At 57.4% G+C, this 25,760-nt stretch carries 24 protein-coding genes, 1 other RNA gene and 1 pseudogene; 1 reads left to right on the forward strand and 25 read right to left on the reverse strand.

Annotated elements, in window-relative coordinates; translation table 11 throughout:
• Nucleotides 1–299: 299 nt before the first annotated feature.
• The 14 genes and pseudogenes from J5441_00640 to J5441_00705 all read right to left on the reverse strand — a co-directional run bounded on the left by J5441_00640 (nucleotide 300) and on the right by J5441_00705 (nucleotide 14,448).
• Entirely contained in the window at nucleotides 300–815 is a 516-nt protein-coding gene (locus tag J5441_00640; protein ID MBO4933667.1) for a hypothetical protein, read from the reverse strand.
• Nucleotides 816–1,011: 196 nt separating this feature from the next.
• Nucleotides 1,012–1,776, reverse strand: a complete 765-nt coding sequence (locus J5441_00645) for a hypothetical protein (GenBank protein ID MBO4933668.1) — start codon at nucleotides 1,774–1,776, stop codon at nucleotides 1,012–1,014.
• A 51-nt stretch (nucleotides 1,777–1,827) separates the two neighbouring features.
• Nucleotides 1,828–2,775 carry a hypothetical protein gene (locus J5441_00650; protein MBO4933669.1) on the reverse strand — a complete coding sequence of 316 codons (948 nt, stop codon included), beginning with the start codon at nucleotides 2,773–2,775 and terminating at the stop codon, nucleotides 1,828–1,830.
• Nucleotides 2,762–3,322 carry a sigma-70 family RNA polymerase sigma factor gene (locus J5441_00655; protein ID MBO4933670.1) on the reverse strand — a complete coding sequence of 187 codons (561 nt, stop codon included), beginning with the start codon at nucleotides 3,320–3,322 and terminating at the stop codon, nucleotides 2,762–2,764. Before J5441_00655 ends, J5441_00650 begins: the two co-directional genes overlap by 14 nt.
• Before the next feature lie 199 nt (nucleotides 3,323–3,521).
• Nucleotides 3,522–5,162, reverse strand: a complete 1,641-nt coding sequence (locus tag J5441_00660) for a peptide ABC transporter substrate-binding protein (protein ID MBO4933671.1) — start codon at nucleotides 5,160–5,162, stop codon at nucleotides 3,522–3,524.
• Between the two features lie 80 nt (nucleotides 5,163–5,242).
• A complete protein-coding gene (locus J5441_00665) occupies nucleotides 5,243–6,238 on the reverse strand; it encodes an ABC transporter ATP-binding protein (GenBank protein ID MBO4933672.1) in 996 nt (331 codons plus the stop codon).
• Entirely contained in the window at nucleotides 6,231–7,235 is a 1,005-nt protein-coding gene (locus tag J5441_00670; protein ID MBO4933673.1) for an ABC transporter ATP-binding protein, read from the reverse strand. Before J5441_00670 ends, J5441_00665 begins: the two co-directional genes overlap by 8 nt.
• Nucleotides 7,236–7,248: 13 nt before the next feature.
• A complete protein-coding gene (locus J5441_00675) occupies nucleotides 7,249–8,226 on the reverse strand; it encodes an ABC transporter permease (protein ID MBO4933674.1) in 978 nt (325 codons plus the stop codon).
• A gap of 9 nt (nucleotides 8,227–8,235) precedes the next feature.
• Nucleotides 8,236–8,496: pseudogene (locus J5441_00680) on the reverse strand (ABC transporter permease).
• A gap of 14 nt (nucleotides 8,497–8,510) precedes the next feature.
• A complete protein-coding gene (locus J5441_00685) occupies nucleotides 8,511–9,428 on the reverse strand; it encodes an ABC transporter permease (GenBank protein ID MBO4933675.1) in 918 nt (305 codons plus the stop codon).
• A gap of 262 nt (nucleotides 9,429–9,690) precedes the next feature.
• The gene (locus J5441_00690; protein MBO4933676.1) at nucleotides 9,691–10,401 is read right to left on the reverse strand and encodes a M23 family metallopeptidase; all 711 of its coding nucleotides are present in this window, start codon (nucleotides 10,399–10,401) and stop codon (nucleotides 9,691–9,693) included.
• 92 nt (nucleotides 10,402–10,493) lie between these two features.
• Nucleotides 10,494–12,854 carry a DNA translocase FtsK gene (locus tag J5441_00695; protein MBO4933677.1) on the reverse strand — a complete coding sequence of 787 codons (2,361 nt, stop codon included), beginning with the start codon at nucleotides 12,852–12,854 and terminating at the stop codon, nucleotides 10,494–10,496.
• A gap of 24 nt (nucleotides 12,855–12,878) precedes the next feature.
• The gene (locus tag J5441_00700) at nucleotides 12,879–13,715 is read right to left on the reverse strand and encodes an undecaprenyl-diphosphate phosphatase (GenBank protein ID MBO4933678.1); all 837 of its coding nucleotides are present in this window, start codon (nucleotides 13,713–13,715) and stop codon (nucleotides 12,879–12,881) included.
• Nucleotides 13,716–13,782: 67 nt separating this feature from the next.
• Nucleotides 13,783–14,448, reverse strand: coding sequence for an ATP-dependent Clp protease proteolytic subunit (locus J5441_00705; protein MBO4933679.1), 666 nt, complete (start codon nucleotides 14,446–14,448; stop codon nucleotides 13,783–13,785).
• Nucleotides 14,449–14,603: 155 nt separating this feature from the next.
• On the opposite strand from J5441_00705, the gene rnpB reads away from it, so the two are divergent.
• Nucleotides 14,604–14,943, forward strand: an RNA gene (rnpB, locus tag J5441_00710) — RNase P RNA component class A.
• Nucleotides 14,944–15,002: 59 nt separating this feature from the next.
• On the opposite strand, the gene J5441_00715 is transcribed toward rnpB, so the two are convergent.
• The 11 genes from J5441_00715 to J5441_00765 form a co-directional block, all read right to left on the reverse strand.
• A complete protein-coding gene (locus tag J5441_00715; protein ID MBO4933680.1) occupies nucleotides 15,003–15,527 on the reverse strand; it encodes a hypothetical protein in 525 nt (174 codons plus the stop codon).
• Nucleotides 15,528–15,621: 94 nt separating this feature from the next.
• Entirely contained in the window at nucleotides 15,622–15,948 is a 327-nt protein-coding gene (locus tag J5441_00720) for a hypothetical protein (GenBank protein MBO4933681.1), read from the reverse strand.
• A gap of 72 nt (nucleotides 15,949–16,020) precedes the next feature.
• Nucleotides 16,021–16,959, reverse strand: a complete 939-nt coding sequence (locus tag J5441_00725) for an NTP transferase domain-containing protein (protein MBO4933682.1) — start codon at nucleotides 16,957–16,959, stop codon at nucleotides 16,021–16,023.
• Nucleotides 16,956–18,602, reverse strand: coding sequence for a tRNA (guanosine(37)-N1)-methyltransferase TrmD (trmD, locus tag J5441_00730; protein ID MBO4933683.1), 1,647 nt, complete (start codon nucleotides 18,600–18,602; stop codon nucleotides 16,956–16,958). The genes J5441_00725 and trmD overlap by 4 nt, the downstream gene beginning before the upstream one ends.
• Complete coding sequence (gene rimM / locus J5441_00735; protein ID MBO4933684.1) at nucleotides 18,599–19,096, reverse strand: 16S rRNA processing protein RimM; 498 nt, start codon at nucleotides 19,094–19,096, stop codon at nucleotides 18,599–18,601. The genes trmD and rimM overlap by 4 nt, the downstream gene beginning before the upstream one ends.
• A gap of 77 nt (nucleotides 19,097–19,173) precedes the next feature.
• Nucleotides 19,174–19,407 carry a KH domain-containing protein gene (locus J5441_00740; protein MBO4933685.1) on the reverse strand — a complete coding sequence of 78 codons (234 nt, stop codon included), beginning with the start codon at nucleotides 19,405–19,407 and terminating at the stop codon, nucleotides 19,174–19,176.
• Between the two features lie 46 nt (nucleotides 19,408–19,453).
• Nucleotides 19,454–19,699: a 30S ribosomal protein S16 gene (gene rpsP, locus J5441_00745; protein ID MBO4933686.1), complete on the reverse strand. Its 246-nt coding sequence runs from the start codon at nucleotides 19,697–19,699 to the stop codon at nucleotides 19,454–19,456.
• Nucleotides 19,700–19,726: 27 nt separating this feature from the next.
• Complete coding sequence (gene ffh, locus J5441_00750; protein MBO4933687.1) at nucleotides 19,727–21,070, reverse strand: signal recognition particle protein; 1,344 nt, start codon at nucleotides 21,068–21,070, stop codon at nucleotides 19,727–19,729.
• A gap of 2 nt (nucleotides 21,071–21,072) precedes the next feature.
• The gene (locus J5441_00755; GenBank protein ID MBO4933688.1) at nucleotides 21,073–21,420 is read right to left on the reverse strand and encodes a hypothetical protein; all 348 of its coding nucleotides are present in this window, start codon (nucleotides 21,418–21,420) and stop codon (nucleotides 21,073–21,075) included.
• Nucleotides 21,421–21,919: 499 nt separating this feature from the next.
• Nucleotides 21,920–23,398 carry a hypothetical protein gene (locus tag J5441_00760; GenBank protein MBO4933689.1) on the reverse strand — a complete coding sequence of 493 codons (1,479 nt, stop codon included), beginning with the start codon at nucleotides 23,396–23,398 and terminating at the stop codon, nucleotides 21,920–21,922.
• A gap of 412 nt (nucleotides 23,399–23,810) precedes the next feature.
• The gene (locus tag J5441_00765) at nucleotides 23,811–25,367 is read right to left on the reverse strand and encodes a hypothetical protein (protein MBO4933690.1); all 1,557 of its coding nucleotides are present in this window, start codon (nucleotides 25,365–25,367) and stop codon (nucleotides 23,811–23,813) included.
• Nucleotides 25,368–25,760: the final 393 nt, after the last annotated feature.

A 25,760-nucleotide genomic window follows, 5' to 3' on the forward strand; every position in this document is an offset into this window, starting at 1 on the left:
ATAAGTCGGGTTTTGAACGGCTGTTTCCCGCCCATGCTTCACAAAAAACAGCGGCCATACATCAAGTATGACCGCTGTTTTGTTGTTTTGCCTGAACGATAAACATCTCGTTCAAAACTGCTCCGCATCTTAAAAAGAGAGGTTTTTGTGTCGGTCAAGGCGAAAGCGCGATGGAATACTGTATGTATTCCGAGCGCTTTCAACGCCGACCGGCGCGAAAAGATCCTTTTTAAGACCGGCGTATCCCTGATTTGCGCGCCCTAAGGAGCGGCGTTGTTCTTTTGCAATCGCGACCGTTTTTAATCTCCGTCGGAAAGAAGTTCGATATCGCCCATAATCTCGATGATCACGTGAACACCGAAACTCTCGGAAATCTCATCCGCAAGCTTGCACGCTTTTCTGTTAGCCTCGTTGACGCCGAATTGAATGATGTTGCCTTCGGATGTAAAGAAAGCGTTATACTTGAACCCCCTTGCCTTCAGGTACGAACCTATCTCGTCAATAAGGCTCCCGAGCTCCGCATCGGAAAGCTCGTGCTTCTCAAGAACGATGAGGTCGGCGTATTCCTCGCCGAGCAACTCAACGTAGCGCTGTTTTACGCTCGCTCTGTCGTCAGTGACAACGATCACGAGCTTCTCCGGCTCGCCGTCGATGCGGCGGTCAAAGTAGCCTGCGGGCAGCGAAGCGGCATCCGCAAACACCTCCGCGAAGCGCTTCTCCGCGCTTGACGCGGTCTTTTCGCAGCCGCAGACGCACAGCGCAATGCAGACGAGCAACACGGATGCGATAACGGATCTGACCGTTTTCTTCATCATAATTCCCAGCCTCCCTTTTTTGGTTTTCTGCTTTGATTATATCACATTATCGAGCGGCAGTCAATAAACTAAAAACTTGATTAGTATTCATCCTTTGCGCACAAATACGAAAAGCACACGGCAAAGCCCCTCCCGACTAGTCGGGAGGGGCTTTTTTTCGCGCCGCGCAAAAGCGGCCGCCGGGGGAAATGAAAAGCTACTGCAGTTTTTTATACTCCGCTATCCGCAATATCAGCGCGTCTCTGTCTTCGTCATATATCCTTTCTCTTTCGAGCAGGTTATTGACGACAGTTTCAAGCGCTTCAAACGAAATTCCTTTCTCTTTATAAAGTTCAGCAGGATTGTCAATTATCCAGCGTAGAGGATACACTTCCCAATCGCCTGTAACTATCGCGTAAGGCTGCGTAAACGCCTCGGCTATACGCTTTTTATCGCCGGAATAGATGATGTCGATCTCCTCGTCGGTAAGCTCTATACGGTCAAAACCCGCCCTCTTATACAGCTCAACAAATTCCTCTTTCGAAATATTGAATTCATCGATTAAATCGAGCAAGTTGAATGACGTGCCGTATTTATACCTCCAAACAGTCTTGAACATAGTATCAAGCGTTTCGCCGGTCTGTTCAATCACATAATCCCAGAAAGAACCAAAGCTTTCCAGTTTCTCGGTATACTTGTAATTTACCAGCATATAGGGATACACATCCGGCGACATAGCCAGCTCTCCCTCATCTTCGGCAACGTCTGCGGGCGTATCCGGGAAACTAGGCGCCGGAGGATCCGCGGGCGCTTCACTCAACGTTGAGGCCGAAGACTGAATATCCGGCATATATCCCGAAAAACCGTCGGAGGACCATTTGATCATTTTCACCGATCCCGTCTCCCCCGCTTCTTTTCCTCCGGCGAACACGGCGAGACCGACAACGGCAGCGAGCAGTATCACGGCAACGAGCAGTATCAAAATTGACTTTTTCATGTTGCACTCCTTTCTTTAATCAAGCAGATAAAGCAACTACTGCATATTCTTGTATTCTTCGATACGCGCGAGGAGCGCGCTTTTTTCGTCGTCGTTAAGGCAGCAAAGCTTCGAGTTGATATACCTGTCGACCACCGTTTCGAGCGCGTCGACCGGAATACGCTTTTCCTTGTAGGTCAAAGCGGAATTATTGAGCAGCCAGCGAATAGGATATATCTCCCAATCCTCCGCGACGACAGCCCATGGGCTCGCGAACGCCTCGGCTATACGCTTTTTATCGCCGGAATAGATGATGTCGATCTCTTCTTCGGTAAAATGGTCGTATCTGGAGCTCTCCCTGTTGTTCAATTCAACAAACTTCTCCCTCGGGATATTCAGCTCTTCGACAATCTCTATTTTGCTGTACGGCGCTACGTGCCCACACTCGACGCCTCCCCACACGCTCTTCCACAGAGCGTCGAGACTCTCGGCGCCGGTCTGTTCAAGAATATAATCCACCCAATTTTTACTAAATGATGTCAGTTTATCCAACGAATTGTCATACGCCAAGTATTTGTAATCCGACCATCTTACGTTGTCCCCGCCGTGAGCATCCGACGGGTCGGGCGGCGTGGGATCGGTCCGGGGACTGTCCGAGGCGGGCACAGGCGGGTAATTTGTTCCGTAGTCGGTGGAGATGCTGCCGTCTTCGCTCCCGACGCTTCCGCTTCCGGAGGAAGCGATGACGCCGGAGTGTTCGTCTCCGCTGCCGCCCGGGTCAGCGACGCCGCCGCTGCGCCACGCGCCGGTCACGTTCAGCGCGACGAGCGCGCCCGCGACTACCACGACGAACGCCGCGGCCGCCGCCGCCCATTTCATCCACGACTTCGGCGCGAAGACCGCCGTTTTCGTTTTTTTCGCTTCGGCTCCGGACGGATAGACGGCGGCTTCTATAAGATCGGCATCTATCATGCCCATCGCTTTGTTTACGTTATATATACTCATTGTAACCTTCCTTTTTCAAATGCGCGGCGAGGCGCTCGCGCGACCGCTTGAGCATCGTTTTTACCCGACGCCTGCCGACGCCGTATCCGGCGCATATCGCGTCTATGGTATCGTAATACCAGTATCGGCGGATGAAGACGTTACGCTCAAGCTCGCCCTCTGAGCGCAGGAACTCCGATATCTGCGCCGCGAGCTCGACCTTGTCGGCGACGCTCTCGGGATCGCGGTCGGGGATCGCGCCCGCGAATTCCTCCAGCGAGGCGAGCGACTCCGGACGGCGCTTTTGCGCGTTATTGAAGCGCAGGCGGTCGATCGCGGCTTCGCGCGTGAGCTTGCCGAGATACGCCTTCAGATTTTCCGGGCGCTGCGGCGGGATGGAATCCCACGCCGCGAGCAGCGCGTCGTTGAGGCACTCCTCGGCGTCGCCTTCGTCGCCGAGCAGGTTGCGGGCGATATACAGGCAGTAGCTCCGGTATTTCGCCTCCGCCTCGGCGGGCGCCGATTCGTTTCTTTCGAGAAACAAGCCGACTATTTCGGAATCGTTCACGCTGCTCCTCCCTTCTGTGTTGAAAGGTCCTTTCACTTAAATACCCGAAAAATCGGGCGCGGAAAGTTACGGTTATAAAAACTATTTTCATTATAGCATATTTCCCGCCGGCGCACAAATACGAAAAGCGCACGCAAAAGCCGCACACCCGAGGGTGTGCGGCTTCGTTTCAGTTACGCGGCGTAAGCCCTGCCGGAGATTATCCGACGTAGGCGTACTGGAAGTACCAGTAGCCGTAGGGGCTGTGCCATACGCCCTTCAGAGTGGAGCTCTGGAGCCAGAAGTCGGTGTAGTACGCGACCGGAATGTTCGCATAGTCTTCCATCATGATCTTCTCGGCTTCGTGGAGGGCCTTGAAGTGAGCGGCCTGGTCGGCAACCTTGGAATCGTCGATCGCCTTATCGAACGCGGGGTTGTTGTACTTGCCGTCGTTGTTGCCGTTCGTGGAGTACAGCAGCTCGATCATGTTCGAGGCGTCGTTGTAGTCCATGACCCAGCCGTTACGGGCCATCTCGTAGTCGCCGGCGCGGCGCTGGGGAGTGAAGGAGGCCCATTCGACCTTCTCGATCTCCATCGTGATGCCGAGGACGTCCTTGTAGCACTGCTGCAGGTATTCCGCAACCGCTACGTGATAGCCGGAATCGTTGGTGGAATAGGTGATGGTCGGGAAGCCCTTGCCTTCGGGATAACCGGCGGCGGCAATAGCTTCCTTCGCGGCCGCCTTGTTGGCCTCGTAGTCCTTGCTGATGTAGGTGCTGCCGCCGTTGGCCGCAACAGCGTTATCGAAGAAGGAGCCGCTCGCGTCGGAGACGCCGGGGCCTACGAAGTTGTAAGCGGGAGAGTAGGTTCCCTGCATGATCGTGTTGGCGATGTAATCACGGTCGATGGCGAGGTTCAGCGCCTTGCGGACGTTGACGTCTTTGAAGACTTCCTTGTCGCAGTTGAGGTTCAGGTAGTAGGTGCCGAGGATGGTGTCAACGTAGAAGTCGCCGCCGTCTTCCGCCTTCTTCAGACTGGGGATCTCTTCGGTCGGGACGTCCTTGATGAGCAGCGACTCACCGCTGGTGTAAGCGGCGTAAGCAGCAGCGGAATCCTCGATGAGCAGGAAGTTGATGGTGTCGGTCACGATCTTGGAGGTGTCCCAACCGCCCTTGTAGTTGGGGTTCTTGACGCATACGATGCGCTCGCCGGGAGTCCAGGACTTGATCATGTACGGGCCGTTGCAGACGTAGGTCTCGGGCTTTGTCGCCCAGGCGTCGCCGTTGGCTTCGATGGTGGCCTGCTGGACAGGGCTCATCGTGCCGAACGCAACGATCTTGTCAAAGTAAGCGCAGGGATAGGACAGAACGATGGTCAGGGTCTTGCCGTCTTCGCTGGCCTTGACGTTCAGCTTGTCGGCATCGGGATAACCGTCGATCATTCCGACGACCGTTTCGCCGTAGGGCGCCGCGGTTTCGGGATCGCAGATGCGCTTCATGGTGTACTCGAAGTCCTTCGCGGTCAGGTCGGTGCCGTCGCTCCACTTCAGACCGTCACGCATCGTGAAGGTCCAGGTGAGGCCGTCGGGGCTGACGTCGTATTTCTCGGCCTGGCCGGGCTGAACGGCGTTGTTCTCATCGATGATGAGCAGGGTCTCGAACAGCGTGATCAGCATGTTGCCGCCGTCAACGGCGCTGTTCAGAGCCGGGTCCAGAGTCTCGGGGTTGGGTCCGATCTGGACGGTGATCGCCGTGGGCTCGTCGTCGTTGGCTTCGCTTCCGCCGTTTTCGCCGCCGCAGGCGACGAGCGCGAGGGTCATGCAAAGCGCAAGAAGCAGAGCAAGGATTTTCTTTACCTTCATTTTGATTTCTCCTTTTCTTAAATTTGCGCGGTTTTCCGCGTTTTTGATTTATTCATTACGCTCGCGCGTATTGAATACGTTCAGTTCACCTTATCGAGGTGGTGGCACGCCGCCCAGTGCCCGGCGGAAATCTCTTTCAGCTCCGGCGTTTCCGCGGCGCAGCGCTCGTCCGCGTAGGGACAGCGCGTGCGGAAGCGGCATCCGCTGGGCGGATTGACCGGACTCGGAACGTCGCCCTGAAGCACGATGCGCTTGTTGGCGCGCGCCGTGATCGGATCGGCGACCGGGATCGCGGAGATAAGACTGCGGGTGTACGGGTGGGCGCTGCGGGTGATGAGCTCGTAGCTTTCCGCAAGCTCCACGAGCTTGCCGAGGTACATAACGCCGATGCGGTTGGATATATGGCGCACGACGCTCAGATCGTGGGCTATGAAGAGATAGGTAAGCCCCATTTCTCTCTGCAGGTCTTCAAACATATTGACGACCTGCGCCTGTATCGACACGTCGAGCGCGGAGACCGGCTCGTCGCAGACGATGAATTCGGGGTTGACGGCAAGGGCTCTGGCGATACCGACGCGCTGGCGCTGTCCGCCGGAGAACTCGTGCGGATAGCGGTTGGCGTGCTCGCTGTTGAGTCCGACGCGCTCGAGCAGGTAGATTATCCTGTCGCGGCGTTCCTGCTTGGAGGCGGCGAGCTTGTGGATGTCTATCGATTCGCCGACAATGTCCCCTATCGTCATACGCGGGTCGAGACTCGCGTAGGGGTCCTGGAAAACGATCTGCATCCTGCGGCGGTAAGGCAGCATATCGACCGCTATCCTGTTCTGCCTGTCAAAGAGGACGTTGCCGTCGTAGATTATCCTGCCGTCCGTCGGCTCGTAAAGGCGGAGCATCGTGCGGCCGACCGTCGTCTTGCCGCAGCCGGACTCGCCGACCAGGCCGAGCGTTTCGCCCTTGTAGATGAAGAAGGAAACGTCGTCCACCGCCTGCACGAAGCGCTTTTTCCTGCCGAAGCCGCCGGCGGGGAAATACTGCTTGAGGTGCTCGATCTCAACGAGCTTTCTCTGCTCATTCATCGTCGGCGCCTCCCTTCTCGAGGGCTTCCTTCTGGCGAAGCCAGCAGTGGCTGTAATGCGTTTCGCTCAAGTCCGTCCGCGGAGGCATCTCGCGCAGGCAGATCTTCATGCAGCTCGCGCAACGGGGCGCGAACGGGCATCCCGCGGGGGGATTCATAAGATCGACCGGCTGTCCCTCGATCGGGACGAGGCGTTCGACGTCCTCGGCGGTCAGCTTCGGGATCGAATTGATGAGCCCCTTCGTGTATTCGTGGCTCGGCTGATAGAAGATCTCATCCGCGGTGCCGTATTCGACGATGTAGCCCGCGTACATGACCGCTATCTTTTCGCACATACTCGCGACGACGCCGAGGTCGTGGGTTATCATTATGATGCTCATGCCGAGCTTCTCGCGCAGCTCCTGCATCAGCTCGAGGATCTGCGCCTGGATTGTGACGTCGAGCGCGGTCGTGGGTTCGTCCGCGATCAGCAGCTTCGGCTCGCAGGCGAGCGCGATCGCGATCATAACGCGCTGGCGCATTCCGCCGGAAAGCTCGTGCGGATACTGCTTCAGGCGCTTGTCGGGTTCGTTTATGCCGACGAGCTCGAGCAGCTCGCGGGCACGCGCCTTCGCCTCCTCCTTCGTTTTGTCGGTGTGAAGGAGTATGACCTCAACGATCTGGTTGCCGATCGTATATACGGGGTTAAGACTCGTCATCGGGTCCTGGAAGATGATGGAGACCTCGTTGCCGCGCATCTTGCGGAACTCCTTCTCGGTCATCTGATCGACCTGATGTCCGTTGAATTCTATCGTGCCGCCTATGAGCTTGCCGGGGAAGGCGGTCAGTCCCATTATCGAATACGCCGTAACGGATTTGCCGGAGCCGGACTCGCCGACTATTCCGAGCACCTCCCCCTCGTCCATCGAGAAGGAAACGCCGTTCAGCGCTTTGACTTCGCCCGCCGGTGTGAAGAAGGAAAGGCGTTCGTCTTTTATTTCCAAAAGCTTTTTACTCACTTCTCACGCCTCCTCAATTCTTAAGCTTGGGGTCGAAGGCGTCGCGAAGACCGTCGCCGAACAGATTGAAAACGAGTATGGTTATGCTTATCAGTATCGCCGGGAACAGCAGCAGGTGCGGGAACGTGTTCATTCCCTTGACCGCGTCCGTCGCGAGCGAGCCGAGCGAAGGCATGGGCGCCGCGACACCGAGCCCGAGGAAGCTCAGGTAACTCTCGGTAAAGATCGCCGAGGGGATCTGAAGCGTCGTGGTGACTATCAGCGTTCCGATGCAGTTGGTAAGCAGATGCTTGCGTATGATCCTTCCCTTGCCCGCGCCGAGAGCGCGCGCGGCGGTGACGTATTCGGACTCCTTGAGCACCAGCACCTGCGAACGCGTGATCCTCGCCATTCCGACCCAGTACAGCAGGACGAAGACGATGAATATCGCTATGAGGTTCGGGCCTACGCGCTGCATCCAGCGGAAGCCGCCGACGGTAGAAAGACTTTTCAGCGGTTCGCGCAGCACCATCGCGAGAATGATTATAAGCAGGATATCCGGTATCGTGTAAAGGATATCGGTGAAGCGCATCATTATGTTGTCGATCCAGCCACCCGCGAAGCCCGCAACGGCTCCGAAGGTCGAACCGACGAGGAGCACCAGCGCCGCGCAGATGAGTCCGACGGTCAAGCTGATGCGCGTGCCCATCATAAGACGCACCGCGAAGTCGCGCCCGAGCTTATCCGTTCCGAAAATGAACGGGAACTGTTCCTTCCGCTGCAGGTCGGCTTTCAGATTCTTTACCGTGTTCCGGTCCGCGTTGCCGGCGTTGAGCGCCGTCTTTATCGCGGCTTCTTCATCGTGCTTGAAGCATCCGGCGGGCTCGCCTTCGTAAGGCACGCCGTAATCCGTATGCGTTTTGTTGACGGAGAGCAGAGTGCCGTTCGCGGCGGAGATCTCATAGGAACACAGGACGCCGTCTTTTTCGTACTCCACCGACCAGACCAGCATTTTGGTGCCGGGCGAAAGATTTTCCGCGCCCTTCGTCTGCTGCTCGTAGGCGTAAGGCCAGAACGACGGCAGGACGTACGCGAAGAGCATTATCAGCACGATCAGCGCGAAGCTGACCATCGCGATCTTGTTTTTGCGGAGGCGGCGGAAGCCGTCCCTCCAGAAGCTTACGCTGTCGCGCATTACGACGAGACTTTCCTTCTCCTCGTTCGTCGCGGGAGCGAAGTCCGCCGGATCGATATGTAAACTGAACGGTTTGTTGTGCATCATTCCGGTCCGCCCCCTTATTTAAGATTGATACGCGGGTCGATGACTTTATAAAGTATATCGACTATCACGTTAGCGGCGATGACCAGCGTCGCGAGGATTATCGTAGTGCCCATGACCATGGTGTAGTCACGGGTCACGATAGACGAAACGAACTGTCCGCCGAGGCCGGGGACGGTGAAGATTTTTTCCACGACGAAGGAACCGGTCATCAGTCCGGCCAGCATCGGTCCGACGTAAGTAACGACCGGAAGCACCGCGTTGCGCAGCGCGTGCTTGAATATGGTCTTGAAGTTCGACAGTCCCTTCGCCTTCGCGGTGCGGATATAGTCCTGCCCCATAACGTCGAGCAGACTCGATCGCATAAGCCGCGTTATGTACGCCGTCGGGTATATAGCGAGCGCCGTTACCGGCATTACGTAATGCGCGGCGGTGCTCAGGCCGACGGTCGGGAAGATACCGAGCTTGCTCCCCAGGAAATACAACAGCAAAACGCTGCTTATAAAGCTCGGTATCGCTATTCCGCAGGTGGCGAGCACGATTATGATATTATCCGGCGCCTTGCCGCGGTTATACGCGGAAAGACAGCCCAGCGGTATGCCGAGCAGAAGCGCGAGAAGTACGGCGATGCCGGCAAGTCTCGCGGAGACCGGGAATTTCGAGAAGATTATCTCGGAAACCGTTCGCCCGCGCTGGCGCAAGCTCACGCCCATATCGCCCTTCAGAAAGTCGGTCATATAGGTCGCGTATCTTTGCAGGATCGGCTTGTCCAGCCCGTACTTCGCGGCGAGAGCAGCCTGCGCCTCCGCGCTGATCGACTTCTCCGCGACGAAGGGGCCGCCCGGTACCATATTCATAAGGAAGAACGTCAGCGTCGCAACGATAAAGATGCTGAGTATTCCCATCGCTATACGCTTGACTGCGTATTTTAACATTAAAAGCGCCTCCGTGACGAAATCGTTATACGTATGCGCAGGCAACGTCCCGCGGGTAAAGGCCGATAATAACCTTATTCTGCATACTTTAGTTGTTTCATTCTATAACACTTTAATGCTTTTGTCAAGTAAAATATCACCGCCGAAGCGCATTCGGCGGTGATATTTTACATTCGTTTTCCATATTCGGAAATAAACGCGCGGTAAGATACCGCCGGCAGAAAGCCGGCGCGGGTAGTATTTGCAAGAAAGCGCTCCGAAACTACTCGATATCCGTGTTGTTCATCACGCTGAGCGGATCTATCAGTTCGCCGTTTTTGCGTACCTCGAGGTGGAGGTGCGGCTCATCGCCTATCTCAAGGCGCGCCTGCTGCCCTACTCCGCCGATCTGGTCGCCGATGCCTACCGTGTCGCCGACCTTGACGGCGACGCCCTCCTGCACGTTGCAGTAGGATGCGGCGTAGCTGCCGTGCTTTATCTCGATAACCCAGCCGAGCATTTCGTCCTCGCGTACGCCCGTCACCTCACCCGCCGCCATGGCGCGGACGGCTGTGCCGACCGGCGCGGCGATGTCGACTCCGTTATGCGTGCGCCAGTCCTGCATCGTGGGCGAAAAAACGAGCGCGTCCGCGCTGTATTCGCGCATGAGCGTTCCGCCGTTGACCGGCCATATCAGCAGCGTCGGCTCCGGAGTAGTATTCGCGGGCTTGTCATCCTCCTTTTCGGAGCTTGACGGCTCCGGCTCGCTCTCGGACGCGGGCTTCTCGGTCACGCCCTTCTGCGGCTTATCCACCTTCTCGGTCTGGCTCTCGCTCGGCGGCTCCTCGACCGGACGCGTGTAGGTCAGGCTCCTGTCTATCGCGATATATCCGGCGACGAAGACAGCGATAAGGCACGCCGCGAGCACGGCGAAAAACCTTTTGCCTCCCGGCAGCTTGCTCTTCTTCTCGCTCGGAAGCTTCAATTCCTTCATTATAATATCCGTCCTTTCGTAAAAAAAGATGCCTTTGAGCTTATTTTGCTCAAAGGCACCCGTTTTTATGAAAGAATAATTACGCAAAAATATTACTGGCGGTTTTTCATTTCCATCCACTGATCGCGGGTCAGAAGCACCTGGCGAGGCTTGGAGCCCTCGAACGGGCCGACGATGCCGCGCGCCTCCATCTCGTCGACGATACGCGCGGCGCGCGCGTAGCCGAGCTTGAGGCGGCGCTGGAGCAGCGAGGTCGAGATTGTCTGCGTTTCGACCGCGATCTCGATGGCGGCTTCGAGCATTTCGTCCGCTTCGCCGTCGTCGTCGCCGACTCCGCCGGAAGCTCCGCCCTTGTCCTTCTGATTCGCGGAGTAGGCGTCGATGGCTTCGCTGATGCTCTCGTCGTAGTGCGCGGCGGCCTTCTTCTTGGTGAATTCGACGACGCTGCGCACCTCGTCTTCGGAAACGTAGCAGCCCTGAACGCGCTGCGCCTTCGACGCGTCGATCGGCGCGTAGAGCATATCGCCGCGGCCGAGCAGCTTCTCGGCGCCGGCGTGGTCGATTATCGTGCGCGAGTCGACCTGCGAAGTGACCGAAAGCGCGACGCGGGTCGGGATGTTCGCTTTGATAAGTCCGGTGATGACGTCGACGGACGGGCGCTGCGTAGCGATAACGAGGTGCATTCCGGCGGCGCGGGCGAGCTGGGCGAGCTTGCAGATGCTGTCCTCGACCTCCTTCGGGGAGGTCATCATCAGGTTCGCGAGCTCGTCGATGACTATGACGTACTGCGGGAGCGGCTCGGCGTTTTCGTCGTCCTTCACGCGCAGGTTGTAGCTCTTGATGTCGCGGCAGCCGGATTCCGAAAGCAGCTTGTAGCGGCGCATCATTTCGCGCACCGCCCAGTCGAGCGCACCGGCGGCGCGTTTCGGATCGGTGACGACCGGGATCGCCAGATGCGGCAGGCCGTTATACATCGTCAGCTCGACGGCCTTCGGGTCAATCATTATGAACTTGACCTCGTCCGGGCTCGCCTTGTATATTATGCTCATAATTATACAGTTTTCGCAGATGGACTTACCGGAGCCGGTCGCGCCGGCGATAAGCATATGCGGCATGGAGGCGAGGTCGGCGACTATCGGATCGCCCGAAACGCCCTTGCCTATCGCTATCGTCAGGCGACTGTGGCTGTCCGCGAAATCCTTCGTTTCGAGCAGGTCGCGGAGCAGTACGGAACTGCGCGTCTTGTTCGGGACCTCGATGCCGACCGCCGCTTTGTTCGGGATTGGCGCCTCGATGCGGATACTGCTCGCCGCGAGAGAGAGCGCGAGGTCGTCTGAAAGTCCGGTTATGCGGCTGAGCTTGACGCCGGCCTCCGGCTGAAGCTCGTAGCGCGTGACGGACGGACCGCGGCAGACTTCGCTTATCGACGTGGAAACGCCGAAGGAGCGCAGCGTGCGCACGAGCTTATCCGCGTTTTCGCGCATCTCGTTGGAGACGTCCTCGGATACGCCGCCGACGCCCTTTTTCAGCAGCGAGAGCGGCGGGAAGACGTAGCCGTCCTCCTTCGGCTCGGCGGGCTTTTCGGCGGGTTTTTCCGCCGGCTTGTCCGCGGACTTGTCGGCGGGCTTCGGAGTTTCGGTAACGGGTGCGGCCTTCGCTTCGGTCGAAGCGGCGGGCGCCGCCGCCTTGTTGATTATGTCGTCGATGCGGATCTCCGGCTTCGGAGCGGGGTCCGCGACGGTGAGATCCGGCACGGTTATCGGGCCGTCCGGTATCGGAATGTCGATAGCGGAGCGCTTTTTCTTCTCCGGCTTCGGCTGCGGCTCTCTGCCGATCTTGTCGATCGCCTTGACGGGATCGGTCTCCGGCTCTTCTCCGTCCTCCTCGTCGACTCCCATCGTGAAGAGGTTTTTAAGCCAGTTGAAAACGTTGATTATCGTTATGCCCGCGGACATCATGAGCGCGCCGGCGAGCACGAGGAACAGCGCGATAAGGCCGCCGACCTTGCCAAGCGCCTTCGTGAAAACGAAGCCGATGCCGAAGCCGACCGCGTTGACGCTGTCTTCTTTGAACACCTCGACTATATCCCTGCTCCCCGCCTTGAGAATGAAGACGACCGCCGCGAATATGAATATCGCAAGCAGACTGAACCAGAAGCGGAGGGCTATGTATTTCTTCGTCTTCTGCACCGCGAGCAGCACGCCGATATAGATCAGCAGCACCGGCAGGAAGTACATTACCCACGAGAAAAGGGTGTTCATCCCCTTCTGTATCGCGTCGCCGAGAAATCCCTTGTCGGAAACGACGAGCAGCACGAACAGGAGCAGCCCGGCAAGTATCAGCACGGTGCTCCATATTACGTTTTTGCTGCGCTGCTTTTCAGCGGCCGCAGAACGCGCCGCTGCGGCGGTGTTTTTATTTTTCGAGCCTTTCGGCCTTCCTCTCTGCGCCATTTTCACACATCCTGTTCTTTATAATCAGAGTCCGCTCATTCCCGCGACGACTGTGAAGCCGCCGAGCAGGAAGAGGTATATCGAGAATATCCAGAGCTTATCGTTCTTCACCATCCACGAGAGCGCCTTTATCGCGAAAAAGCCGACGGCCGCGGCGGTTACGACTCCGACGATGAGCGGAAAAACTCCCACGCCGAGGCCTTCCGCGAAGGCGTCCTTCGTTTCGCTCACACCGGCGGCGAATATGACCGGTATGCTCAAAATGAACGAATAGTCGACCATATAGCCGCGGTCGACTCCGGAGATCAGCCCCGCGCCGACGGTCGAGCCGCTGCGCGAAACGCCCGGAAGCAGCGCTATCGCCTGCATGAAGCCTATGTAGACCGCGCGCCCCGGCGTCACTTCGGCGAGCGGCTCCGCGGTGCGCTTCGCGGTGTAGCTTGCCAGAAGCAGCAGGATCGCGGTGTATATGAAGCATATCCCTTCGACGACGACGTCCTCGTCCTCACCGAGCGCGGAGATCGTATCCTTTATCGGATAGACGCAGAGCAGCGGCGCGAGCGAAAGGATCATCATCAGCAGCATCCTTCGCGTTTGACCGCAGTTCTTAAAGCTGAACCTGCCGCGGAAAATATCCGCGATCATGCGGAAGAACTCGAAGAACAGCTCCTTCACCCTCGGAAAAAACGCTAAGACGACCGCCGCCAGCGTGCCGAGATGCAGGAAAACTGAGAACGCCGTTCCCGCCCCCTCGATGCCGAAAAAGTGCGCGGCAACCGAGAGATGCCCGGAGCTGCTGACGGGAAGAAACTCCGTCAGCCCCTGTATCACTCCTTGAAAGAACGCCTGAAAAACCGTCATCTTGATTGCTCCGAATATGTACTGCGGCGGAACGCCGCCGTAATATCTATGATATGACCGCCGCGGATTATTCCTCTATCAGCCGGTAAAGCGCCTCCACCGCGTCGGCGAGACCGCCCACCGCGTCGATGAAGCCCTCGCGGACGGCGGCTTCGCCGTCGAGCACGCTGCCCATATCCGTGGCGAGCTCGCCGGTGTTCAGCATCAGCTCGCGCATACGTTCCGGCGAAACCCGGCTGTTGCCGGCGACGAATCGCACGACGCGCTCCTGCATCTTCTGGAAATAATCGAAGGTCTGCGGCGCGCCGAGCACGAGTCCGGTAAGCCGCACGGGATGCACCGTCATCGTCGCCGTCGGCACGATGAAGGAACGCCTCGCGCAGACCGCGAGCGGCACGCCAATCGAATGGCTGCCGCCGAGCACGAGCGAAACGGAGGGCGTCTTCATGCTCGCGACGAGCTCCGCTATCGCGAGCCCCGCCTCTATATCGCCGCCTACCGTGTTCAGCAGAAGCAGCACGCCCTCGACCTCCGGCGACTGCTCCGCCGCGACGAGCCGCGGGATCATATGCTCGTAGCGCGTCGCCTTCTCCGTAGGCGGAAGGGCGTAATGCCCTTCTATCTGCCCGATCACCGTCAGGCAGCAGATCGAGTGCGTCCCCGCCTTCACGGTCACGGCTCCGTCCTCGCCGGACGGATCGCGCGGTCTTTCGTTTTCGTTGTCTTCCGTCATAACAATACCGCCTTTTTATTATTCGGGATTATTATGCGCAGGCGCGAAAACGATATGCCGCCTTATAGTCTTTTATATTTTACTATAATTCTCCGCAAATGTCAAGAAGAGTAAAAACATCTTTACTTTTCGGCAAAAACGTGGTATCATACTCCCGAGCAAGTCGGGCTGCCGCGTCGGCGCTTTGCGCCGATGAGGAAAGTCCGGGCATCGCAGAGCGGGATAGCGGGTAACGCCCGCCGGAGGCGACTCCAGGGAAAGTGCAACAGAGATATACCGCCGGCTACGCCGGTAAGGGTGGAAAGGCGAGGTAAGAGCTCACCCGCCCCCTCGGTAACGCGGGGGCGCTGTAAACCCTATCCGATGCAACACCGAATAAGGCCATACGGCTGCTCGCCGTGCCTTGAAGGGTGGCGTTGAGGCGCGCGGCGACGCGCGTCCCAGATAGATGGCAGTCTTAAAGGACAGAACCCGGCTTACAGGCTTGCTCAACCGTATGCAAAAGCGGCGCACTAACGTGCGCCGCTTTTATTTTATCATTCAGCTTTTCGGGATCACGGATCGACCGTTATTATCAGCTGATAGTCATACTCAAACTCGTCGAACGTCTTCCCCGCCGCGGAAAGAGTATTGACATGCCGCAATACGATCTCCGTCTTTTCCGACGGAACGCTCAAAACGAACCCCTGCACCGTTCCCGAAGCGCCGTCCTTTATATCGTCCGCGCTTATTTCCGGCTCGTATTCGGAACGGCTCTGCAGAGCAACATTATCCGACACACGCCATTCCGTAACGGCGCCGCCGTTCGCGACGGCTATTTCCAGAACGCCGCCTTCGGCTTTTACCGAAAGCCGCCCCTCTCCCGTTTCACCGTGATAGATATTGCCGTAGTTCTCGAGCTCAAAGGTCTTGCCGTTTATAAGCGCGACGCCCTCCTTCGGGTATCCGTCGTCTTCAAGCGGGAACTCCAGCGACGCGCCGGTCGTTTTATCGAAAACCGTGCCCGAACCGCATCCGGAAACAAGCAGACAGATCGCCAACAAAGCCCCGACGATTATCAAAGCTCTTACTTTCATCATACGTATACCTCTTCCTTTCATCATACGTATACCTCTTCGCGCAACGAATCAAAACACGCAACCCCAAAGCGTTTCGGAGTTGTGTGCTTTCGATTTATTCCAGTCCGGCGAGCTTGTCGCTGATGTCGTCCGCGAGGCCGGAAAGGTCGTCGCCGTCGACGTCCGCGGAGGTCGCGTAATCGTCGTCTACGTCGATATCCGGCAGGACGCGCTTCGCGCGCTTGATCTTCGGTTTCGTGAAGAAGCTGATGCGATACTTGCGCTTGCCCTCCTCGCCGTCGGTCGTGCGCTTTATGCCGAGCAGCCACGCCTTGTAGCTGAAGTCGCCGTTTTCCTCCTGCTCATACTCGTAGGGGAAGAACATCGCGAGCAGTCCCGCGACGACGAAAAGCGCCTTGAGGATATTCTTGAAAGTCTTCATAATCGTTTCTCCTTCCGGATATTCAATCTCTCATAGGTATATTATACACCCGTCCGCGGCGATATGCAACAGTTATATGAGATTTTTCCAGAGCGGCGCGGAGTATCTGCCCGCCTCGGTGAACGCGGCGATGCGCGCGCGCAGCTTCGGCAGGTCCTCGCGGTAGGTCACGCCGCAGCAGCTTTCGGACGTGGTCAGCACCTTCACGCGCGCTTTTCCCTCTTTAAGCTGCCGCGAAACGAACTCCGGCAGGAAGTATTCCGCCTTGTCCAGACGGCCGGCGTTTTCCTCAAAGAAGCGCGGGAAGCCCTCCGCGAGCCTGTCGATCGCGTCCGGAGTGAAGCCCCAGCAGTTCATCGACGCCACGGAGTCCTCCGGCAGCGCGGTCCAGCTTTCGCCGTCTTCGGTGTAGCAGACGTCGCCGCCGCGGCGCATTATCTTCGTGCGCTCGGTCACGCCGCGCAGGAAGCCGTCTTCGCCGACTTCGCATATGCCGCGCGCGACCGTGCCGTTTTCGGAGAGCGTGTTCGCGACGCCGTAGCCGACCATGCAGTAGTCTGAAACGCCGTCCGCTTCATGCGTCCGCGAAAGCTGCTCAAAAAGCAGCTTATACGCCTCGGCGCCGTAGTAGTCGTCCGCGTTTATCACGGCGAAGGGCTCGCTGACGACGCCCTTCAGCGACATCACCGCCTGCCCCGTGCCCCACGGCTTCTTGCGCTCCGGCGGTACCTTCACGCCCGCGGGGATAGTATTCGGGTCCTGTATGCAGTAATCGCATCTTATCGAGGACGGGATGCGCGACGAAACGCGCTCCTTGAACTCCTCTTCTATCTTCTCGTTGATAATAAAAACCACTCTGCCGAAGCCGGCTTTTATCGCGTCGTGAACGGAGTATTCGAGGATTATCTCGCCGCCGACGCCGACCGGCTCGAGCTGCTTGAGCCCTCCGAACCTGCTGCCGAGTCCCGCCGCCATTACGACGAGCGCCGGACGTATCACGGTTTCGTTCATTTCGCCGCCTCCGTTTTTCTCGCGCCGGGCTTCCTGCCGGCGATCGGGATGATCTTATACTTGCAGCTGAAATCGCCGCCCGGCTTGAGCGAAAGCACTCCCCTGCGCTTTCTGAAAAGCGTGCCCTCGTCCTCGCATTTGCCGATGCCTATCCACGGCTCGATGCAGACGTAGGGCGCTTCGCCCGGGTAGCGCGTCCAGAACGCAAGGTAGTTGAAGCTGTCGTCCGCTTCGACGCGGACGCCGCTGCCGGAAACGCGGCTGCGCAGCGTGCAGGAGCGCAGGTTTTCGTATATCAGCGCGTCGTTCGAGAACAGCTCGCGGGTGAGCTTTATCACGCCGTCCTCGTCGACTCTGCGGCGGCGCGAGAAGTCGATGAACATATCCTCCGTCGTCGCCGGCACGGTCGGGTCGGGGCATTCGCCCAGCTCGATCTCGTAGTCCTCGAAGCTCTCGTTTATGCGCAGCGGCACGTTGAAGCCGGGGTGTCCGCCGTAGGTGAACCACATCTTGCCGTCGCCGATGTTCTCGACGCGGGAGATGACGGTAAGCTCGCCGTTCTCGACGGTGTAGGTCATGAGGAAGCGGAAGCTGTAGGGGTATATCTCACGCGTTTCCGCGGTGTCTTCTATCTTCAGCGTTATGCTGTTTTCGCTCTGCGCCTGGACGGAGAACTCCATCCGCTTCGCGAAGCCGTGGGACGCCATCGGGTAGTCCTTGCCGTCGATGCGGATGACTCCGTTGCGGCTGCGCGCGACGACCGGGAAAAGTATCGGCGCCTGCTCCTTCCAGTAGCGCTCGTCGCCCTGCCAGAGATACTCCACGCCGTTTTTCATCACGGAGCAGAGCTCCGCGCCCTGCCGCTTGACGCGGACGGTCAGCTTGCCGTCCGTTATCGTGTGCACGGTGCTTTCCTCGGGCACGTTTTTCATAAACAGCCTCTTTTCCGCGGCGGTGAGCTCGCATTTGGATATCAGGTCGGGGCGGCTCTTCGCGGTCAGCACGATGCTCTCCCTGCGGCGCCAGCGGTCGATCTCCTTCTGGTTGCCGGAAAGCAGCACCTCCGGCACGCGCATGCCCTCGTACTCCTCGGGGCGCGTGTACTGCGGGTACTCGAGCAGTCCGTGCTCGAAGCTCTCCTCCATATAGCTTTCGGAGGTCTTCAGCGTGCCGTCGAGCAGACGGGAAACGGCGTCGATAAGCACCGCCGCCGGAAGCTCGCCTCCGCTGAGTATGTAGTCGCCGACGGAGATCTCTTCGTCGACGATCGTGTCGATGATGCGGCGGTCGACGCCTTCGTAATGACCGCAGAGTATCGCGATGTCGCCGCCCTTCGACAGCTCGTGCGCCTTCTTCTGCGTGAAGGGCTTGCCGTGGGGCGACATATAGATCAGCTTCGGGCGCTTCTTCGCCTTCCTGCACACCTCGGTGAAGCAGTCGAAGACCGGCTGCGCCTGCATGATCATGCCGAGCCCGCCTCCGTAGGGGTAATCGTCGGTACGGCGGTGCTTATCCGCGGTGAAATCGCGGATATTGAAGGGCACTATGCTGATTATCTTTTTGCTCTGCGCCCTGCCGATTATGCTGTCGTCGAGCGCGCCCGTCACGAGGTGCGGGAAAAGCGACATAACGTAAAACTTCATATATCAAACAGTCCCTCCAGCGGTCTGATGAGCATTTCCCCGCCCGCGATATCGACCGAAACGACGACCTCGGGGATCGCCGGGAAAAGCAGCTCGCGCTCGCCCTTTATGACGTAGACGTCGCGGCCGCCGGTCTGCAGCACGTCCGAAAGCCTGCCGTAAACCTCGCCGGTGTCGGCGTCCTTCACGGTCAGGCCGATCAGATCGGCCACGAAAAAAACGCCTTCATCAAGCTGATAGGCGTCTTTTTTTATATACGCCGAAGTCCCGACGAGCGTCTGCGCCGTCGGGAGATCCACGTCCTTCAATTTTACGATGAGCTGATTCTTCTGCGGAAACGCCCTTTCGACGGCGTACGGCTTTTTTTCAACGCCTAACCAGAGGGTCTCCGAATCCGCCAGGAACTCCGGTCCGTCGCAGAAAACGTTGAGCTTCAGCTCGCCTTTTATTCCGCGGACGGCCACGAACCTGCCGGCCTCCAAAAACTCATTCATAACGATCTTCCCATCGTCGTTATTGCGGCTCCGCCCGAAGCAGGCGGACGCGGACAAGCGCGGTCAGCGCCGGACCGTCAGTCGACGATCTCGACGGTGACCTTCTTATCCTCGCGGGTAGCGGCGGCGCGAAGCAGCGTGCGGATGGCTTTCGCGATCCTGCCCTGCTTGCCGATGACGCGGCCCATGTCGCCGTCCGCAACGCGCAGATAAAAGACGACGGAGCCGTCCTCGGCGACCTGCTCCTCGACCTTGACCTCGTCGGGTTTCTCAACGAGGCTCTGAGCCAGAGCGATAAGCAAATCCTTCATTATCGTTACCTCCTGTGGAGTAATTGCAATTTTGGGAAAAGCTTACTTACTTGATGATGCCGTTCTTCTTCAGAAGCGCCTTGACGGTATCGGTGGGCTGAGCGCCGTTCTTGAGCCACTTTTCGACCTTCTCGGCGTCGACCTTGACGTCAGAGGGCTCGGTCAGCGGATTGTAGTAACCGATCTCTTCGATGAAGCGGCCGTCTCTGGGATATCTGGAATCCGCGACGACGATTCTGTAGAAGGGCTGTTTCTTCGCGCCCATGCGGCGCAGTCTGATTTTTACTGCCATTGTTGTTTGCCTCCGTATGTTTATTTTTTATAAATTCCAGTCCGGCGGAAGCTGCCCGCCTTTTCTGAACTTACCGAATTTGCCGCCCTTGGTAAACTTTTTCATCAAATCTTTGGTCTGCTCGTACTGCTTGATGAGCCTGTTCACCTGCTGGACGTTGGTGCCGGCGCCGTCGGCGATGCGCTTGCGGCGCGAAGCGTTGAGTATCGAGGGGTTGCTGCGCTCCTGCGGCGTCATCGAGAGGATGATCGCCTCCATGCGCGGGAACGCCTTTTCGTCTATGGAGTTCTCGTCTATGCCCTGCGTGCCGGGGAGCATGCCGATGAGCTTCTTTATCGAGCCCATCTTCTTGACCTGGCGGAACTGCATTAGCATATCGTTGAGGTCGAACTTGTTCTTCTCGAGCCTCGCGAGGAGCTCCTCGCCCTGCTTCTCGTCGAGCTCCGCCTCAGCCTTCTCGATGAAGGAGAGCATATCGCCCATGCCGAGGATGCGGGACGCGGCGCGGTCGGGGTAGAACGGCTCGAGCTCGTCGATCTTCTCGCCGACGCCGGTAAACTTGATCGGCTTGCCGGTTATGTGACGTACGGCGAGCGCGGCGCCTCCGCGGGTGTCGCCGTCGAGCTTGGTGAGGATGACGCCGTCGATCTCAAGCTTCTCGTTGAAGCTCTTGGCGACGTTGACCGCGTCCTGACCGGTCATCGCGTCGATGACGAGCAGGATCTCGTGCGGCTGCGTGCGGCGCTTTATCTCCGCGAGCTCCTCCATCAGCGCCTCGTCGATGTGAAGACGGCCGGCGGTGTCGATGAGCACGAGGTCGTTGCCGTACTGCCTGGCGTGCTTCACGGCGTTCTCGGCGATGCGGGGCGGATCCTTTGAGCCGTCCTCGGAATAAACGGGCAGGCCGTTCTTTTCGCCGAGTACCTTCAGCTGATCTATCGCGGCGGGACGGTAAACGTCGCAGGCGACCATCAGCGGACGCTTGCCCTGCTTCTTGAAATGCATCGCGAGCTTGGCGCAGTGCGTGGTCTTACCGGAGCCCTGAAGGCCGGCGAGAAGCACGACCGTGGGCGGCTTGTTGGAGAAGTTTATCTTCGCCTCGCTCTCGCCCATCAGTGCGATAAGCTCGTCGCGGACGATCTTGATGACCATCTGCACGGGAGTCAGACTCTCCATGACCGCGGCGCCCTTCGCCTTCGCGCTGACGGAGGCGATGAAGTCCTTGACGACGACGTAGCTGACGTCGGCCTCGAGGAGCGCGAGCTTGACCTCGCGCATCGCGGTGTTGATGTCGCTCTCGTTCAGCTTGCCCTTGGAGCCGAGCCGGCGGAAAACGCTGTTCAGTTTTTGGCTCAAGCTTTCAAACGCCATCGTTACACATCCCAGGAACTCATAGAATCGGCGAGCGCGCGTACGCGGCCGGCGAACTCGGCGGGCAGTTCGTCCGCGAGGGACGAAAGCTCCGCGGCGAGCGCTTGGGCGTGGCGGCGCACGGCGTCGTCTCTTTCCGTCAGCTTCAGCTCCGCCTCGGACTTCTCGAGGGCGGCTTCTCCGCGCTTGATAAGGTCGCGGACGCCCTGGCGGGTTATGCCGAGATTCTCGGAAACTTCGGCGAGGGAAAGATCGTCGTAGTAATATTGAAACATACAAGCGCGCTGCTTTTCCGGCAGGAGCCCGCCGTAGAAATCGAGCAGACGCGAGAAATAAACCTTGCGCTCCATATAAAACGCTCCCGTGCGGCGGACCGCGGTTGGTGTAAAGCAAAAAACTTTACAGTGAGATTATAACCGCTCCCCCGCCGTTTGTCAAGAGGTTTTTGCGATTTTTTGGCTCCCCTGTGCAAGGTAGCGGAGCGAGAAACGCGGCAGTGAATGACAGTCCGGTGGACTGTCAGAGCCGCGTTTCTGACCGAGCCCGCAGGCGAGAAAGCTGTCGAGACCTGCGAAGCAGGGCGAGACTGAGGGGTTGTTAGCTTCCTTAAAGCAAACGTGCATAAACGCAGGGCTCCACCTCATCAGTCATCGCCTGCGGCGCTGACAGCTTCCCCTCAAGGGGAAGCCTCACCCGCCGTTTGTCAAGAGGTTTTTGCGATTTTTTCGCAACCGCCCCTCGCGCGCGTAATATAATTATAATAAGGAACAAAACGAAGCGGACGGAGCAAAAGCTCCGTCCGCTTGTGTGTTGTTTTGCGTGAAATTCACGCGGGAATGATTGGAGCGATTACAGAATCGTTACACCATTAATAGTGAGGTGAGAATTGTCAATCGCAGCCTGAGAGGTAAATTGAATATTATTAACAATCTCCTGCATATCGGTGATCTGAACACCGTCTTTCCAGAACGTGCAGTTCTCAAAAATAACTGTGGCACCGGACGCAGCACGGAACGAAACGAAAGTTTGCTTGTTGCCGGTGGTCTGGTTCGCTTCGATGCGGCTATTTCTGACCGTAATAACACTGCCCTGAGCGGGCTCATTGATGACTATAGTCGAGAAGTTATTCCAGCCATCAGCGTTATAAGTCTTGTCGTTCAAACCAATAAGCGTGCTGTTGTTAACGTTGATAGTAACGTTGGCAGACCAAGTCTGGAACGCGCACCAGCCGGTAATTTTGGAGTTCTCAACGTTAAGTTCAGCATTGGGGCAATTGGAAGCTACGTTGACAGTGTAGTAATCCGCATCAAGTTCAGAACTGTTAACGCTAACTTCCGCATTCTCTGAGTTGTAGAGCGAAACGCCTCTTTCCTTATCTCCGGCGTCAACTTTAACGTCGTTCAGCGTTACGGAAGCTCCGGGCGCGGTGTCAATATTAATGACGCGCGTTCCGTTAATGGAAGAGAGGGTATTGCCGTTACCGTCGATAACAACGTCCTGATTGGCGGATACCTGATAGGTATTACCGAGCGCAACGTCGTTCTCGAGCGAGGCGGAACGACCGGCGCTGAGCGCGTCGTTAAACGCAACAGCAGTAGTGACAGGCGCAAAGTTCAGAGTTGCATTAGCGTCATACTGATCACTGAAGCTGTCGTTTTCGATGGTCGCCTGAGTCGCAAGGGCGTTCAGACCGAAAGTAATATCGGGTTTGTGCTCAGGATCGGGGTTGACTTCGTTGCCGAGCGAACTGGGCATGTAGATGATGAGAGCGTAAACGTCGGACGTGGTCTCCTTCTGAAGCACCGCAGCAGTCACAAAATCGCTGCTCGAGATGTTGTTGGTGCCGGCAGCGGCGATCGCCGTGGCACGTCCCGCGTCGGTCGTCGGATAGGGAGCAAAGGTGTCGTTCGCCATCTGCACGGCTCCGAACTTCAGATAATTAGTAAGATCGAGGTCTTCGCCTGCCTTATTCTTACCGATTGTCTTCTCGTCAACCGCAATAGCAAGGCTGTACTTGAAGGCGAGATCTCCGGCGTTTTTGACGCGGACGTACGCGACCTGCGCGGCGCCGGGCTCGAAGGTGAGCGAGTCCGCGAAGACCTTGGTGGTACCGCTTACGGTTTCCCACTTAGCTTCTTCAGTCTCAGTCGCGGGAACGTAGTGCTCGAGCACCATTTCCAAACTGCCGGCGACTATCTTGTTTCTGTCGCTGGTGACGCTGTCGTTATACCACGCGAAGGTGGTGCCGACAAGCATCGTGAAGCACAGAATCACAGACAGAACGGAGCTGATAAACGCACGCTTCGCCGACTTTTGCTTTTTTGTCATAGTGTTTCCTCCTTTTTTGAGATTTTTTACTTTGCAAAGTATATAAAAGGCCTATGACAAGCCTTTTATACTATTCAGGGCTCCCCTGTGCAAGGGGAGCTGTCAGCGCCGTCGAAGGCGGCGATGACTGAGGGGTTGTCGTTAGGACGATTATCAATCGCCCGCACAGTTACGCAATTTGCTCTTTGAGAAACCAACAACCCTTCCGTCATCCTCGGCTTCGCCTCGGATGCCACCTCCCCTTACACAGGGGAGGCCGGGCGATCAGGATCGCCCCTGCGGCGCGTACGCGCCATGCCTTTCCGGCGGTAAAAGGGTGCGAGGTTCGCGCCCTTTTACCGCCGCCCGTCCGTTTGAACGGGCGGCAATAAGCTTAATTAGCTGTGCGTGTTGTCACGCGTGGCTGCGTTAATTACGCAACGTTGTAAGTGATGTCAGCGGGGACGTTATCAGCCTTGAAGTACTGAACAGTACCACCGTTGATGCACTCGAAAGTACCGCCGGTCACGTTGACCTTAACGTCGGCATAGCTGGCAACTCCGTTCGGGTTGACAACATAGAGAGGATTATAACCCTTGATAGTACCGCCGGAAACCTTGACGTCAATGGGGCTGATTCCGTAAGAGGAAACAGCAATACCGGCGCCTTCGGTAGTGGTTCCGTTGTTGTTGGCCTGAGCGCTGGACGGAGTGGCAGTACCAGTAATTTCGCCGCCTTCAACGTTCAGCTTACCGGCACGGACTTCGATACCGGTGCTGCCCTTAACGACGGCGCCAGCCTTGATATTGACGGTAGAATTACCGTTCAGAGCGATACCGATATCGTTATCGGTATTCTTAGAACCGTCTATCGTGCCGTAAACGTTAACGACGGAGGAACCGCCCTTAATGTTACCGCTGACAAACAGATTACTGTTCAAAGTGCCGTAGATATCGACGGTAGCGTCGCAGGTGTCACCGGCAGACTGATACTCGGGGAATATGGTAACCGCATATCCGTTAGGAGCATTGATGACAACGTCCTGAGCGATGGTTATATGGGGCCGAGCGTTGCTGTCGGGCCAAATCTGGATTCCCTGCTCACCTTCAGCGACTTCTATGGTACCATTCTTGATGGTGACGTCGCCGTCCCAAGCATTGACCTGGGTGGTAAGAGTATAACCGTTAAGGTCGATCTCTTTGTCGGATCTGAGAACGAGAGACTCAACGATGTTATCCTTAAGAACAACGCTGGTTACTGCCGGATCGAGAAGAGCGGTCTGGAGTTCGGCACCGCTGCTGACGAAGGCGGCGTTGGCATCGTACTGATCGTCAAAGCTGTCTTTTTCGAAGGTGTACTGGGTAGCAAGGAGCTGAACAGAGAAGCTGGAGCCGATGCTCATATCCTGATACTCGTTGCCAGCAGTCTCCTGCATATGGAGAGCGATGGTAATGGTTTCGGAACTCTTCAGTCCGTTGCCTTCCTTGCCTTCGGGAACGAGAGCGCCGCTGGCGGTAGTAGCCATTCCGGCAAGAGCCTGATCAAGCGTACCGAGCTTCTTGGAAGCGTCAATCGCCTCAAAAGCAGCACGGTCAGCTATCTGCTGCGCGGGATCGATGTAATAAACGTCGATGACCTTCGCGAGATCGGAAACGGTACCGTTGGCAACGATCTGAACCTTGTACTTAAGAGCGAGATTGCCCTTGTTCGCGATTCTGATGTGACGAACCTCGGTGTAGCCGGGCTCCCAAAGGTCATAGTCAAAAATCGCATCCTGAGAAGCGTCCTTCCAAGTAGCAGCGGCGGGATCGTCCTTGCCGTTCGCCCACTCGAAAGCGACATCCAGCTTGCCAGACTTGATGATGTTGTTGGCGCTGGTCACGCTGTCGGTAAACCACGCGAACGTAGTTCCGGCCAGCATGGTGAAGCACATCGCAAGGATAAGCAGGCTGCTTATCAGCGCGCGCTTCGTTGACTTTTGCTTTGTCATGATGTTTTCCTCCTAAGATTTTTTTATTTTGCAAAATATATAAAAGAGCCATGACACTCTTTTATACGCTTGTTAAGCCTTCCCCTTGAGGGTAGCGAAGCGGAGGTTGCGGTAGTGAATGACAGCCCGGTGGGCGGTCAGAGCCGCGACCTGCCCGAGCCCGCAGGCGAGACAGGTGGCGCGAAGCGCCGAATGAGGTGTGTCGTAGGGACGAGCATCGCTCGTCCGGCGGCTTCCCACGCGCGGGGAAACCGTTTCCGCGGCGTGTAAACACCGTCCGTTTCCGGAATTCGCCATATACGCGCGGAGCGGATTAACAAAAACCGTTTACCCGCGTGAGGCGGTAAACGCAACAACATAATCAGTATTATGTTGTTAAATTCCGGCGCGCCG

Source organism: Clostridia bacterium (assembly GCA_017620395.1).
Lineage (GTDB): Bacteria > Bacillota > Clostridia > Oscillospirales > RGIG8002 > RGIG8002.